The following is a 14,512-nucleotide window of genomic DNA, read 5'->3' as shown; positions in this document are numbered from 1 at the left end:
ACTACGGACCCACCCCGAGGCCACCCAATACCGCTGCGGCCCGCTCCTCGGCGCCCGCACCGGCCGCCAGGTCCGGCGTGATCCCGCTGCCGTCCAGGCTGCGCCCCGCCGGTGTGCGGTACGTGCCCACCGTCAGCTCGGCCACCGAACCGTCCGCGAGCTCCGTCGGCATCTGCACCGTGCCCTTGCCGAAGGTCCGGCTCCCGACCGTCACCGCGCGGCCCCGGTCCTGGAGGGCGCCCGTCAGCAGCTCCGCCGCGCTCATGGTGCCGCCGTCGACCAGGGCCACCAGCGGCCGGGCGGTGTCCCCGCCCGGTGGGGCGTAGAGGGCGCGCTGGGCGCCCCGTACGTCGTAGGTCGCCACCAGCCCGCCGTCCAGGAAGGCGGAGGCGGCCGTCACCGCCTCGGCGACCAGCCCGCCCGGGTTGCCGCGCAGGTCCAGCATCACCCCGGAGCCGGGCGGGGCGGCGCGGACGGCGGCCTTGACCCGCTCGCCCGAGCCCCGGGTGAAGGAGGCCACCTTGATGACGGTGATCCCGTCCGGGAGCTGCCGTACGGTCACGGGCTCGGTACGCAGCTGCTCGCGGCGGACGGTCTCGGTCAGCTCGGCGCCGTCCCGGCTGAACTTCAGCACGACGGGGGTGCCGGCCTCGCCCCGCAGCAGCGCCACCACACCGCTCACGGGCAGGCCGGTGACGGCGTGCCCGTCCACGCTCAGCAGCCGGTCCCCGGACCGCAGCCCGGCCCGGTCGGCGGGGCCGCCGGGCTGCACCCTGTCGACCGCGATCAGGCCGTCGCCGCCGCGCCGGGCCCAGAGCCCGACGCCGGTCCAGCGGCCGTCGAGTTCCTCGGCGAAGGCGGCGTACTCCCCCTGGTCGTAGACCATGCCCCAGCGGTCGCCGCTGCGGCTGACCACCTCCTGGGCGGCCTTCTTGCCGGACTTCCCGTCGGCGACGGCCTCGGCGGCGGCCAGCGCGACGGCCTCCCGGTCGGCGGTGCCCGCACGGGGCACCGCGGGCGCGGCGCCCCCCATCCGGGCGGCCCGGGCCGCGTCCGCGGCGCCGGCCGAGGTGGCTTCACGGTCCCAGCAACCCGTGCTCACCGCGGCGGCGACGCTCGCGAGGAAGACCAACGTCAAAACGGCCCCGCGACGCGAGTCGCGGGGCCGGAGACAGAGGGCGGGCAGTCCCGGCATGGCGCCGAGTCTAGGACAAACCCCTTGTGGGCACGGAGGGTTGGCCTCGGATCACACAGGGCGCTTGTCACACCTTCAGGTACTTGCGCAATGCGATGAACGCGGCCAAGGAGGGCATCAGGACCCCGATGGCGAGCACGTACGGCATCTTGGTGAGGACCGAGTCCCAGCCGACGAACTTGATCAGCTCCATCTTCTCGCGCAGTCCCAGCCCGTGGTCGATCACGAAGTACTGGCCGGAGCCGAGCATGACGCAGGCCATGACGGCGCCGATCAGGCCGGCGACGGCCGCCTCCATGATGAACGGCACCTGGATGTAGAAGCTGGAGGCGCCCACCAGCCGCATGATCCCGGTCTCCCGCCGACGGCTGAACGCCGAGACGCGCACCGTGTTGACGATCAGCAGGAGCGCCACGATCAGCATGATGAGCATGATGCCGAGCGCGGCCCAGTTCAGCAGCCCGAGGTACTTGAAGAGGCTGTCCATCTCCCGGTGCTGGTCCTGGACCTCCATCACCCCGTCGCGGCCGGTGAAGGCGCTGGTGATGACCTTGTACTTCTCCGGGTTCTTGAGCTTGACCCGGAAGGACTCCTGCATCTGGTCCGGGGTGATGGAGCCGGCCAGGGCGGTGTGGCCGTACTCCTCCTGGTAGTGCTTGTACGCCTCGTCGGCGGACTCGTAATGGACGCTCTCGACGAGGTCCATCCCCTTGAGCTCGCTCTCCAGGGCCTGCTTCTGCTCGGCCGTCACCGCGCCCTTGGAGCAGGTGGCGACGCCGACGGCTCCCGTGGCGCCCGGACTGGCGGCCCCGCCCGCGTCCTTGGCGTCCTGGGCGTTGCAGAGGTAGATGGAGACGTTGGCCTTGTCGTACCAGTAGCCCTTCATCTTGCTCACCTGGTCGCTCATGAGCAGGGAGCCACCGAACAGGGCCAGCGACAGGGCCACGGAGATGATGACCGCGAAGGTCATGGTGAGATTGCGACGGAGACCGACGCCGATCTCCGACATGACGAACTGGGCGCGCATGGCGTCCTTTCAGTGCTGGTAGCCGTAGACGCCGCGCGACTGGTCGCGTACGAGACGGCCCTGTTCGAGTTCGATGACGCGCTTGCGCATCTGGTCCACGATCTGCTGGTCGTGGGTCGCCATGATCACAGTGGTGCCGGTCCGGTTGATCCGGTCCAAGAGCTTCATGATCCCGACGGAGGTCTGCGGGTCGAGGTTGCCCGTGGGCTCGTCCGCGATCAGCAGGGCGGGGCGGTTGACGAAGGCGCGGGCGATGGCCACGCGCTGCTGCTCACCGCCGGAGAGCTCGCCGGGCATCCGCTCCTCCTTGCCGCCCAGGCCCACCAGGTCCAGGACCTGCGGGACGGCCTTGCGGATCTCGCCCCGCGGCTTGCCGATGACCTCCTGCGCGAAGGCGACGTTCTCGGCCACCGTCTTGTTGGGCAGCAGGCGGAAGTCCTGGAAGACGGTCCCCAGCTGGCGCCGCATCTGCGGGACCTTCCAGTTGGAGAGCTTGGCGAGGTCCTTGCCCAGGACGTGCACCTGGCCGTGGCTCGCCCGCTCCTCGCGCAGGAGGAGCCGCAGGAAGGTGGACTTGCCGGAGCCGGAGGAGCCGACCAGGAAGACGAACTCGCCCTTCGCGATGTCGAGGGAGACATCTCTCAGTGCGGGACGGTTCTGCTTCGGGTAGGACTTGGAGACGCTGTCGAATCGGATCACGGGTGCACCACGGTCGCCGGGAGTAGGTGTGCGTGACCATACGCGAACGGGCCCGGCGTGTGGACCCGGCCTCCGGACTTGCCCCCATATGTCCGCAGGTCCGGGCGGGGGCGGAGGTGACGGCCCGGAGGGGCCGCGCCGAATGTCTGCGGAACTGGCACAGTGGTAGGGGGAACCGTCCCGTTCCTCACGCCGTTGTCTCTGTACAGAGGGACCGAAGGGGACGAGAGGAGGAGCGCATGACATATGACCGGCTCGTGTGCGCGAACTGCGCCGCGCCCGTGGACCAGGGCCGCTGCCCGGTGTGCCGGGCGAACCGGATGCGCCTCCAGCAGCAAGAGGGCCCCTTCTCCGGCCTGAATCCCGTGGCGCTCATAGCGCTTCTGGTGATCCTCGTCGCGGCTCTGGCCCTGGTCGCGCAGCAGACGGCGTAGAGCTCGGCGCTCCCCGCCCGCGCGGCCCGCGCCGCCTACCGATCAGCCCAGCCAGCCTTATCACGTGCGCTATGACCTGCGCTTTTACGTGCGGAAGGGCCCGGACACCACGGGCGAGTGGTGTCCGGGCCCTTCCGCGGGTCCGTCCGCGCGGCGGCGGCCCGGTCCTGCGCTTCCCTACGCGGTCTGCTCCTGCTTACGCGGTCTGCTCCTGCTGCTTGCGCCAGCGGATGCCGGCCTCCAGGAAGCCGTCGATCTCACCGTCGAGGACCGCCTGCGGGTTACCGACCTCGAACTCCGTCCGCAGGTCCTTGACCATCTGGTACGGGTGCAGCACGTAGGACCGCATCTGGTTGCCCCAGGAGCTGCCGCCGTCCTTGAGGGCGTCCATCTTGGCCTGCTCCTCCTGGCGGCGCCGCTCCAGCAGCTTGGCCTGGAGCACGTTCATCGCGCTGGCCTTGTTCTGGATCTGCGAGCGCTCGTTCTGGCAGGAGACCACGATGCCGGTCGGCAGGTGCGTGATGCGCACGGCCGAGTCGGTGGTGTTGACGCCCTGGCCACCGGGGCCGGAGGCGCGGTACACGTCGATGCGCAGCTCGCCCTCGTCGATCTCGACGTGGTCGCTGGACTCGACGACCGGCAGCACCTCGACGCCCGCGAAGGAGGTCTGGCGGCGGCCCTGGTTGTCGAAGGGCGAGATCCGGACGAGCCGGTGGGTGCCCTGCTCGACGGAGAGGGTGCCGTAGGCGTACGGGGCCTTGACGACGAAGGTGGTCGACTTGATGCCGGCCTCTTCCGCGTACGAGGTCTCGTACACCTCGGTCGCGTAGCCGTGCCGCTCGGCCCAGCGCAGGTACATGCGCTGGAGGCGCTCGGCGAAGTCGGAGGCGTCGACGCCGCCCGCCTCGGCGCGGATGTTGACCAGGGCCTCGCGCTCGGCGTACTCGCCGGACAGCAGGGTGCGGACCTCCATCTCGTCCAGCGCCTTGCGCACGGCGACCAGCTCGGTCTCCGCCTCGGCGAGGGTGTCCGCGTCCTCCATCTCCTGCGCGAGCTCGAAGAGGACCGCGAGGTCGTCGATGCGGCTGCGCAGATTCTCGGTCTTGCGGACCTCGGCCTGGAGGTGCGAAAGCTTGCTCGTGATCTTCTGAGCGGCCTCCGGGTCGTCCCACAGGGACGGCGCGGCGGCCTGCCCCTCCAGCACGGCGATCTCTGCCCTCAGCTTGTCGAGATCCAGGACGGCCTCGATCGACCCCATGGTCGAGGAGAGGGACTTCAGCTCTTCGGAAACATCGACGACTGCCACGGGTCCAGCGTAGCCGGTCCCCGGACATGGCCGTCCGGGCAGGCCGGATCACCCGTACTGATGAACGCGCGTACGGGCGTACGCTCACCCGTATGACCGTTCTCCTCGTCAGGCGCCGCCATGTGGACCACATGCGTGTCACGACGACGAGCTGTCCGCCGCCGGACCATCCCCAAGCCTGATCCACCACGATCCGACTTGGTCCTGTCCGCGGCCTGTGCGACCCCGGCGCCATCCCTGCCGGCGGTCCTCCCCACCCGCGGCCCCGCCACCTCCGGGGAACAGGACCCGTGACATCCGAAACGGAGCCGTCATGCCGTCCGCGCACACCCTGCCCGTCCTGGACCTCTCCCAGGCCGACGACCCCCAGCTACGACCCGGGTTCCTGAAGGAGCTGCACGCAGCCGCCCGGGACACCGGTTTCCTGCACCTGACCGGACACGGCGTCACCGCCGCCGAGACCGCCCGCCTCCTGGAGCTGACCCGGGCGTTCTTCGCCCTCCCGGAGGCCGACCGGCTCGCCGTGAGCAATCTGAACTCCCCGCACTTCCGCGGCTACACGCGGATCGGCCACGAGCTGACCGGCGGCGCCACCGACTGGCGGGACCAGCTGGACGTCGGCGCCGAGCGCCCCGCCCCGGTCGTGGGACCGGACGACCCGGCGTACCTCTGGCTGGAGGGCCCGAACCAGTGGCCGGCGGCCCTGCCGGAGCTGCGGGAGGCCGTACTGGCGTGGCAGACCCGGCTGGCGGGCGTGGCCCACCGGCTGCTCCAGGAGCTCCTGGTCTCGATCGGCGCCCCGGCGGACTTCTTCGACGCCGCCTTCGCGGACCGCCCCCACCTGCACACCAAGCTGATCCGCTACCCGGGCTCCGCGCCCTCCGGCGCCGGCCAGGGGGTGGGCGCGCACAAGGACTACGGCTTCCTGACGCTGCTGCTCCAGGACTCGGTGGGCGGGCTCCAGGTCGTCCGGGACGGCGGCTATCTGGACGTGCCGCCGCTGCCGGGCGCCTTCGTGGTCAACCTGGGCGAGCTGCTGGAGATCGCGACCGAGGGCTACCTGACGGCCACCGACCACCGGGTGGTCAGCCCGCCGGGCGCGGTGGAGCGGTACTCGGTGCCGTTCTTCTACAACCCGCGGCTGGACTCGGTGGTGGAGACGGTTCCCGGCGACTACCTGTCCCACGCCCCCGGCATCGCCCACGACGCGGCGAACCCGCTGCACGCGGAGTACGGGCGCAACGAGCTGAAGGGCTGGGTACGCGCCCACCCGGCCGTGGCGCGGCGCTGGCACCCGCGGCTGCTGAAGGCATAGCGGCCGCTCGCCGCTGGCACCCGCCGGGCAGGCCCGGCGGGCGCCGCCGGCTACGGCGTGGCCGGGCCCGACTGCTTGGTGTCCTGCGGGGCGGCGGGCTCCTCGCCGCCGGAGAGGGCGAGCCAGCCGCCCACCCCCACCGCCGCCACGAGGACGACGGCCGCGCCGGTCAGCACCAGCCGCCGCTTGCGGGCGGCCTCCGCCCGGTGGCGGGCGGCACCCGGGCGATGCCCGCCGGCGGGACGCGGCACCCGGGCCGTCCCGAGGGCGCCCCCCGCCAGTTCGTCCGGACCGGGCACCCGCATCGAGGTGTGGGTGTCCCGGTTGGAGTCCGTCGCGGAACCGGGCACCAGCGGGACCACGCCCCGGCGCCGGACCGGGCGCTCGGGCGCGGGCCCCTGCGGCTCCTGGGCTTGCGGTTCCGCGTCGTCCGGCTCGTCCACGTCGAGCGGCGGCATCCCGGCCAGCATCGGCAGCAGGTGGCGCAGGCGGGCCGACAGCTCGGAGGCGCGCAGGCGCGAGGCCGGGGCCTTGGCCAGGCACTGGACGACGAGCTGCCACAGCTCGTCGGGGATCCCGGGCAGCGGGACGACGGTCTCCGTCACGTGCCGGCGCAGGACCGCGCCCGGATGGCCCCCGCCGAAGGGCGTGAAACCGGCGAGCAGCTCGTACAGGACGGTGGCCAGGGCGTATATGTCCACCGCCGCCCGCGGCGGCAGGCCCTCCACGATCTCCGGCGCCAGGTAGTCCGGGGTACCGATGATCCGGGTGGTGGGGGCGGAGGCCCGTCCGGCCGAGGCCCGGCGCGGGGAGTCGATCAGTTTGGCCACGCCGAAGTCGGTCAGCAGGGCCGGGTGCGCGCCGCCAGGGCCGAGCGGGCCCTGCATGTCCAGCAGTACGTTCTCGGGCTTGACGTCGCGGTGCACGACCCCCGCGGCGTGCGCCGCCGCCAGGGCGTCGGCGACGTCCGCCACGATCGCCACGGCCGCCTCGGGGGCGAGCCGCCGCTCGCGGTCCAGGCGCGTGCGGAGGTCCGTACCGCGCACCAGGTCCATGACGAGCGCGAGGTCGTTGCCGTCCACGACGAGGTCCCGGACGGAGACGACGTGCGGATGCTCCAGGCCGAGCAGCGCGCTGCGCTCCTGGACGAACCGTCCGACCAGTTCCTGGTCGGACGCGAGGTCCTCGCGCAGCAGTTTGACGGCGACGGGCCCGTCCGGCCCCTCACCGAGCCACACCGTGCCCGCGCTGCCGCGCCCCAGGATCTGGTGCGCGGTGTACCGGCTGCCGATCTTCCGTGCCACGACTGCTCCCTCAGCGGCTGAAGTACGCACCAAAGCTACGCGGCCGGGTGGGGGTTGGAGGCCAGGAGGGGGCCCGATTCGCGGCGACCTTCACTTCTGCGGGCGAAAACACCCCCCAGAAGTCGACAAATCCACGAACTCGCCGCTACGGGCGCGGATTCAGGGAGTGGTACCGCCCGTCGTACCGCCCGTGGCCTCGCCGACGGAGCCGACCCAGTCGACGGCCTGGCTTCCCCAGGTCCACAGCTGGTCCCACCAGCCCCGGCCGGTACCGACCCACTGCTGGAGCCCGGTGAACTCCCAGATCATCCAGCCCGCCACCACGAAGAGCAGGATCATCACCAGGCAGCCCTTGAGGCAGCCGAGGCCGGGGATCCGCACCGGGTTGGCGCTGCGGCGGCGCGGCTCGCGCGGCTCCCGGCGGGCGGGCGGCTCGCGACGGCGGGCGGGCGGCTGCTGCGGGGGTGCCTGCCGGGGCTGCTGCTGGTACTGGGGATGCTGCGGCTGCTGGTACGGCTGAGGCTGGTGCTGTTGGTGCTGCGGCTGGTAGTGCTGCGGCGGCGGAGGCGCGTACTGCTGCTGCGGCTGCTGCCTGTACGGGGCCTGCGGCGGGCCCTGGCGGTACGGCTGCTGCTGGGGCTGCTGGGGCCGCCGGGGCTGGTGCTGCGGCGGCGGGGGCGCCTGGCGCTGCGGGCGGCGGCGCAGCGGGTCCTCGTCCGGGTCGAGGTACTGGATCTGCGTCTGCTCGTTGCGGTCGCGGGCCGCCTGCATCTGCGACTGCCACGGGTGCGGCTGGTCCGGCCGCTCCACGGGCGGCATGACCGAGGTCGGATCGGCCCCGGGGCCGCCGGTGCTCGGCAGCACCGACGTGGCGTCGGCCGGGCCGACCGGCGGCATGACGCTGGTCATCGCGTTCGGGTCGTACCCGCCCATGGGCGAGCGGCCCGGCCCGGAGAGCACCTGGGTGGGGTCCGCCGCGCCGGGGGTCTCCGGGACGGGGGCGGGCGAGGGGTCGGGCGCGAGCAGCGCGCCGACGCCGAGCGCGGCCTCCACCTCGGCGGCCGAGGAGTGCACGCCGATGCCGGCGGCCACCACGCGCAGCCCGCGGGCCAGGCTCTGGGCGCTGGGGCGCTCGTTCGGCTCCTTGCGCAGGCAGCGCTCGATGACCGTCCACAGCGGCTCGGGAACGGTCGTGGGGCGCTGCGGCTCCTCGCTGAGGTGGCGGTGGAGCACTTCGAGCGCCGTTCCGCCGGCGAACGGCGGGCGGCCGGTGAGCAGCTCGTAGAGCAGGATGCCCGCGCCGTAGATGTCCACGGCGGAGGTCTGCGGGCGGCCCTCGGCCGACTCGGGGGCGACGTAGGCGGGGGTCCCGACGAACTCGTGCGTACGGGTCAGCCCCGGGGAGTCCGCGAGGCGGGCGATGCCGAAGTCGGTGAGCATCGGCTTCATCTGGCCGCCGCGCTCGTCGAGGAGCACGTTGGCGGGCTTCAGATCGCGGTGGACCACGCCGTCGGCATGGCTGGCGGCGAGGGCGTCGGCGATCTGCGCGGTCAGCAGGCTCGCGGCGACGGGCGTGAAGGGGCCGTTTTCCCGGAGGTACTTGTGCAGGTCCGGCCCGTCGATCAGGTCCATGACCAGCGCCAGGAGATCGCCTTCGACCACGAGGTCGCGGGTGCGCACGATGTTGGCGTGCGTCAGGCGCAGCAGGACCGAGCGCTCCCGCAGGAAGCGCATGACGATGTCGGGATCGTGGGCCAGCTCCTCCTTGAGGACCTTGATCGCCACGGTCTCGCCGGCGTGGCCGGCGACGGCCGCCTCGTCGCCCGCGGCCTCCCGCTGGCGGGCACGCCAGACGGTGCCTGTGGCGCCGCGTCCGAGCGGCTCCTCAAGCAGGTACTTGCTGCCGACTGGCCGCACGTCTCGCGCTCCCCTGCTGTCGTCAATCCGGCGTTTTCGGTGCCGCCGTCCATCGAAATGGTTTTCCGGCCCACTCTAGGGGGTGTCCCGGGGGAAGACGCCGGGCACCGGGGGTTGGTTGCCGCACATATGCGCTAAGGGTGATGTTCGCGGGGTATGCCGGAGGCGATTTTCCCCCACACCCCCCGGCACTCCCCGGCATTGCCGGGCATGGCCCGGTCAGCCCGCCGCATCGCGGCGGGGCGGGGGCGCGCCGCCAGCCCTCAAGATCATTTATGGGCGGGTTCCGGGCGTGTCGTCCGCGACAGGTGCGAGGATGCACCCGTACGGAACGGCACGGGACGGGAGCCCCGCCTTCCGGCAGACCTGACCGGACGACGTGTCCGTGCCGGGTAGGGGGCGACCGGGCAGCCGTGTCCCGAGATCCCCCTGCCGGGCGCATACACCGCGCACCGCGCAGAAGGGACCGCTGACGGCGATGCAGATCCGGCTGACCGTCCTCGGGTCGCGCAGCGGCCACCAGACCTCCACCGCGCCCGCGAGCTGTGACGTCCTCGTCACCGCGCCCGCCGGTACGGCGCTGGCCGCGGTCGCCTCCGGGCTCGCGGCCACCGTCGGCGGGCCCGACACCGGAGGCACGGTCGTGCTGTACGCCGGCGCCGAGCGGCTGGACCTCCAGCGGCGGGTGCTCGGCGAGCCGCCGCTCGTGGACGGAGCGGTACTGGCGCTCCACGCGCCGGTGCCCGACGTCCTGCCGGAGGAGGGCCTCGGCGCGCCCCAGCTGCACGTGGTGGCCGGGCCCGACGCCGGCGGGGTGCACCTGCTGCACAGCGGCCAGATCCGCGTGGGCCGCTCCGCCGAGGCCGACGTCCCGCTCGACGACCCCGACGTGTCACGGCTGCACTGCGCGGTGACGGTGATGCGGGACGGGCGGGTTTCGGTGGCCGACCTCAGCTCGACGAACGGCACGACGCTGGACGGCCTGCCGGTGGGGCCGCAGCCGGTTCCGCTGCCGCCGGGGGCGCTCCTGCGCGTCGGGGAGTCCACCCTGCGGCTCGCGCCCGCGGGGGAGGCACTCGCCGCCGCCCTGCCGGTGGTCCCGGACCTGGAGGGGCACCTCTCGCTTCCGACCCGGGCGCCGTCCGCCTCCGGCGGGGAGCCGGGCGGTCCTTGGGGCCCGCGCCGCGAACCGGGCGCGGGGCACGGCGCCCCGGACCCTGGCGCGGCCGGTCCGGGCGTGGCCGGCCCGGGGTTGGCCGGCCTGCCCGGGCCGCGCCCCGGCGGCCACGACGCGGAAGGCGCGGGCCCCACGGTCCCCGGGACGGAGCAGCACCCCGCCCCGGCGGGGGCGCAGCAAGGCCCCGCGGCCGCATCCGGCACCGGCTGGCCCGGCGGCGGCGCAGCCCCAGCCGCACCCCCGCCCGCCTCACCACCCGCAGCCCCGCCCGCCGCCCCGCCGCGTCCGTACCCCGCGCCCTCCACCCGGGGCGACTCCCGCACCCACCCGGCGCCACCCTCCGCCCCGGACGTACCCGGCTCCGTGAGCCCCGACCAGGAGCCGCCCCAGACGCCCGGCTCCCCGCAAGCGGGACGCCGCAAGGGCCTCGGGGCATGGGCCCTGAAGTGGGTGCGCGGCGAGGACCTCCCCGAGGCCCACACCCCACCGGAGGCGGTCCCGGCCGCCGCACCCGACCCGGACGACCCGGCCGCGCTGCTGCTGGCCGCGCTGGGCCCCACCGAACGGCTGTGGTCCCGCGGCCCCGGGCATCCCCGGCTGCTGGACGTGGGCCTCGGCGCCGGAAGCCGGGTGCCGCTGCGCACCGTCGGCTCGCTGGGCCTCGCCGGTCCGCGCGCCCGGCTCGCCGGGGCCGCCCGCTGCGTGGTCGCCCAGCTGGCCGCACTGCACGCGCCGGGACAGCTGGAGATCGTGCTCCTCGCCACCGACCGGGCGCGCGCACTCGCCGAGCGGCGGCGCGACTGGGGCTGGCTGGGCTGGCTGCCCCACGTACGGCCCGCACACGGCCAGGACTGCCGGCTGCTCCTCGCCTACGACCGCGACCAGGCCGCCGCCCGTACCGGTGAGCTGAGCCGGCGCCTGGACGACGGCCCGCTGGGCACCCATTGGGCCGCCGCCGACCAGGACGGCGTCCGGCGGGCCGCCTCCGCGTACGAGGGCCCGTACACCCTGCTCATCGTCGACGGCGATCCCGGCGCGGGCCCGCTGCGCGATGTCACCGGGCGGCTCGCCTCACACGGGCCGGCCGCCGGGATCCACGTCCTCGCGCTCGCCGAATCCCCGGCGGCCACCCCCGCCTCGCCGGTCGCCGACACCTACGAGGCGGCCTGCGCGAGCACCCCGGCCTTCCGGGACTGCGATGTCGTCGCCCTGCTCAGCGGGGATGTGGCCACCGCCGTACGGACCTTCGCGGTCAGCGGCGGCAGGCCCTCCCCGGCCGGAGGCACCGCCACCGTCGACGCCGTCTCCGCCGCCTGGGCCGAGCGCTTCGCCCGGGCCCTGGCCCCCCTGCGCACCGACGGCGGCGCCGCCGTCGAGCCGTACAGGCCGGCGGCGGCTGCCCTGCCGCCCACCACACGGCTGCTGGACGAGCTGGGCCTGGCCCGGGCCACCCCGGCATCCCTGATGGCCCGTTGGGCCGCCGCCACCGAGCAGGGGCAGGGCGTCGGCGGTCTGGCCGAGGTCGTGCTGGGCAGCGGGCGGCGCGGAACCGTCGGCATCGAGCTGGTCCACGACGGCCCGCACCTCCTCATCGAGGGACCCGCCGGGAGCGGGCGGACCGAGCTGCTGCGGTCGGTCGCCGCGTCGCTCGGTGCCGCCGCCCGGCCGGACCGGCTCGGGCTCCTCCTCCTCGACGGGGCCGGGGGCGAGCGGGGTGACGGGCTGCTGCCCTGCACCGAGCTCCCGCACGTCTGCGCCCACCTCGTCGCCTCCGACCCGCTGCGCATGCGGGAGTTCGCGCAGGCGCTCGGCGCCGAGCTCAAGCGCCGCGCCGAACTGCTGGACGGGGTGCCCTTCGCCGAGTGGCACGCCCGCCGCGAGCTCTCCGAGCGGATGGTCTCGCCCCGCCAGCCCACCCCCGGCGAGCTGCGCGGCGACCTCGAATCCCAGCGCTCGGGCACGCTCCGGCTGCGCTCCGCCGTGACCCGTACGGACCCGGCCGGCCCGAGTCCGCTGCCGCGCCTGGTCGTGCTGGTGGACGACTTCGACGCGCTGGTCGCGCCCGGACTCGGCAGTACGGGCCGCCCCGCCGCCGGTTCGGTGGTGCGGGCGCTGGAGACGGTGGCCCGCGAGGGGGCCGGGCTCGGGGTGCACCTGGTGGCGACCAGCGCCCGGCCGGAGCGTACGGCCGGCACCGAGCTGACCCGGCTGAGCCCGCTGCGCGTGGAGCTGGACGCACCCGACCAGCCGGGCCCGGGCCGGGGTCTGCTGCGGTACGCCGACGGCCGGGCGGTCCCGTTCCAGGGCGGCCGTGTCACCGGCCGGATCCCGCGGACCGCGACCTTGAGACCGACCGTGGTCCCGGTGGAGTGGGAGCGGATGGGTGACCCGCCGGCCCGCCGCCCGGTGCGCGAGCTGGGCAACGGCCCGACCGATCTCGCGCTGCTGGCCAGCGCCCTGGAGCGGGCCTCTCGCCTGGTCTCGGCCACACCGGTGCTGTTCCCGCCGGCCCCCTGATCCACCCGGCGCGTCAACCGGCCGCCCCCTACGCCGCGAGGCGGTATTGCGGGGGCGCGCCGCTCAGCGTAGACCTTGTGGTCCGGGACACACCACGGGCATCGGGGGCACAGCCATGCGCAGGCACGGAAAGAGCCGTACGACACTCAGCTGGGCAGCGCTGGCCGCGGCCGGCGCGCTCACGCTCGGCGCGTGCGGCGGCGGCGCGGACACCACCAAACCGGATCCGACCGAGGGCGGGACCGCCGGCGCCCCCCGGGTCGAACTGCCGCAACTGGCCGGGGAGAAGCTGTCGGTCGCGGCCGTGTGGACGGGCCCGGAGCAGGAGAACTTCACCAAGGTCCTCAAGGAGTTCGAGAAGCGGACGGGGGCCACCGTCACCTTCGTCCCGGCCCAGGACCCGATCGTCACCTTCCTCGGCTCGAAGATCGCGGGCGGCCAGCCGCCGGACGTGGCGCTGCTGCCGCAGGTCGGGGCGCTGGTCTCGGCGGTGCAGAACAAGTGGGCGCAGCCGGTGGGCCCGGAGGCCAAGGCCCAGCTCGACGCGAACTACTCGGCGGGCTGGAAGGAGCTCGGCGCGGTCGGGGGCACCCAGTACGGGGTCTACTACAAGGCCGCGAACAAGTCGTTGATCTGGTACAACGCCGGTGCCTTCGAGGCCGCCGGGGTCAAACCGCCGACGACCTGGAAGGAGTTGCTGACCGCGGCCGACACCCTCTCGGCGTCCGGCACTCCGGCCGTGTCGGTGGCCGGCGCGGACGGCTGGACCCTCACCGACTGGTTCGAGAACGTCTACCTCTCGCAGGCCGGTCCCGAGAAGTACGACCAGTTGGCGAAGCACCAGATCAAGTGGACGGACGACAGCGTCAAGCAGGCGCTGACCACGCTGGGCCAGCTGTTCGGGCGCAAGGACTTCCTGGCGGGCGGCCCGAGCGGGGCCCTGTCCACCGAGTTCCCGAAGTCGGTGACGCAGACCTTCACCGGCGGTGACCGGCCGGCGGCCGCGATGGTCTTCGAGGGCGACTTCGTCGCGGTGAACATCGCGCAGACCGAGACGAAGGTGGGCGAGGAGGCCCTCGTCTTCCCCTTCCCGGCGGTCGGCGCCAAGCCGCCGGTGGTGTCGGGCGGTGACGTGGCGGTGGCACTGAAGCCGACGAAGGGCGCGCAGGCGCTGCTGACCTTCCTGGCCTCGGCGGACGCGGCGGAGATCCAGGCCCGCGCGGGCGGTTTCATCTCCCCGAACAAGTCGGTCGACCTGGCCGCCTACCCGAACGACATCCAGCGCGACATCGCCAAGGCGCTGATCGCGGCCGGTGACGACTTCCGCTTCGACATGTCGGACCAGGCTCCGGCGGCCTTCGGCGGGACCCCGGGCGCGGGCGAGTGGAAGGCCCTCCAGGACTTCCTGGCGAACCCGTCGGACGTGGCGGGCATCCAGGCGAGGCTGGAGGCGGACGCGGCCAAGGCCTGGGGGGCCTCCGGGACGGGGTCCGGGGGAGGGAACTGATTCCGTGACAGCCAAGCCAACCGACACCGGAACGGGGTCCTCCGGCGCCGCAGGATCCGGCGGCCCCGGCGGCCCCGGCAGCCCCACCGGCCCCGCGGGATCCGCCTCCCGGTC

Annotated in this window: 10 protein-coding genes; 4 read left to right on the top strand and 6 right to left on the bottom strand. The window is 74.0% G+C overall.

The window, feature by feature from the left end:
• Position 1 precedes the first annotated feature (1 nt).
• From ACWDX7_RS02585 to ftsE, 3 genes are all read right to left on the bottom strand, one after another.
• A complete protein-coding gene (locus ACWDX7_RS02585) occupies positions 2 to 1,195 on the bottom strand; it encodes a S41 family peptidase (RefSeq protein ID WP_451488613.1) in 1,194 nt (397 codons plus the stop codon).
• A 67-nt stretch (positions 1,196 to 1,262) separates the two neighbouring features.
• On the bottom strand, positions 1,263 to 2,222 hold the full coding sequence (gene ftsX / locus ACWDX7_RS02580; protein ID WP_451488614.1) for a permease-like cell division protein FtsX: 960 nt from the start codon (positions 2,220 to 2,222) through the stop codon (positions 1,263 to 1,265).
• 9 nt (positions 2,223 to 2,231) lie between these two features.
• Positions 2,232 to 2,921: a cell division ATP-binding protein FtsE gene (ftsE, locus tag ACWDX7_RS02575; protein WP_451488615.1), complete on the bottom strand. Its 690-nt coding sequence runs from the start codon at positions 2,919 to 2,921 to the stop codon at positions 2,232 to 2,234.
• Between the two features lie 239 nt (positions 2,922 to 3,160).
• Between ftsE and ACWDX7_RS02570 the strand changes: the two genes are divergently transcribed.
• Positions 3,161 to 3,355: a hypothetical protein gene (locus tag ACWDX7_RS02570; RefSeq protein WP_451488616.1), complete on the top strand. Its 195-nt coding sequence runs from the start codon at positions 3,161 to 3,163 to the stop codon at positions 3,353 to 3,355.
• Between the two features lie 196 nt (positions 3,356 to 3,551).
• Here ACWDX7_RS02570 and prfB read toward each other — a convergent pair whose 3' ends face one another.
• Complete coding sequence (prfB, locus tag ACWDX7_RS02565) at positions 3,552 to 4,661, bottom strand: peptide chain release factor 2 (RefSeq protein ID WP_451488617.1); 1,110 nt, start codon at positions 4,659 to 4,661, stop codon at positions 3,552 to 3,554.
• Positions 4,662 to 4,974: 313 nt separating this feature from the next.
• Between prfB and ACWDX7_RS02560 the strand changes: the two genes are divergently transcribed.
• Positions 4,975 to 5,976: an isopenicillin N synthase family dioxygenase gene (locus ACWDX7_RS02560; protein WP_451488618.1), complete on the top strand. Its 1,002-nt coding sequence runs from the start codon at positions 4,975 to 4,977 to the stop codon at positions 5,974 to 5,976.
• A gap of 50 nt (positions 5,977 to 6,026) precedes the next feature.
• On the opposite strand, the gene ACWDX7_RS02555 is transcribed toward ACWDX7_RS02560, so the two are convergent.
• Together ACWDX7_RS02555 and ACWDX7_RS02550 are read right to left on the bottom strand one after the other, a co-directional pair.
• A complete protein-coding gene (locus ACWDX7_RS02555; RefSeq protein ID WP_451488619.1) occupies positions 6,027 to 7,280 on the bottom strand; it encodes a serine/threonine-protein kinase in 1,254 nt (417 codons plus the stop codon).
• Between the two features lie 159 nt (positions 7,281 to 7,439).
• Positions 7,440 to 9,197, bottom strand: coding sequence for a protein kinase domain-containing protein (locus ACWDX7_RS02550; protein WP_451488620.1), 1,758 nt, complete (start codon positions 9,195 to 9,197; stop codon positions 7,440 to 7,442).
• A gap of 478 nt (positions 9,198 to 9,675) precedes the next feature.
• Between ACWDX7_RS02550 and ACWDX7_RS02545 the strand changes: the two genes are divergently transcribed.
• Both ACWDX7_RS02545 and ACWDX7_RS02540 read left to right on the top strand, forming a co-directional pair.
• A complete protein-coding gene (locus ACWDX7_RS02545; protein WP_451488621.1) occupies positions 9,676 to 12,891 on the top strand; it encodes an FHA domain-containing protein in 3,216 nt (1,071 codons plus the stop codon).
• Positions 12,892 to 13,006: 115 nt separating this feature from the next.
• The gene (locus ACWDX7_RS02540; protein ID WP_451488622.1) at positions 13,007 to 14,398 is read left to right on the top strand and encodes an ABC transporter substrate-binding protein; all 1,392 of its coding nucleotides are present in this window, start codon (positions 13,007 to 13,009) and stop codon (positions 14,396 to 14,398) included.
• Positions 14,399 to 14,512: the final 114 nt, after the last annotated feature.

It is taken from the genome of Streptomyces sp. NPDC003034 (assembly GCF_053591375.1).
Note: the sequence above shows the minus strand (reverse complement) of the source record. Positions and strands in the feature narration are given on the sequence as shown.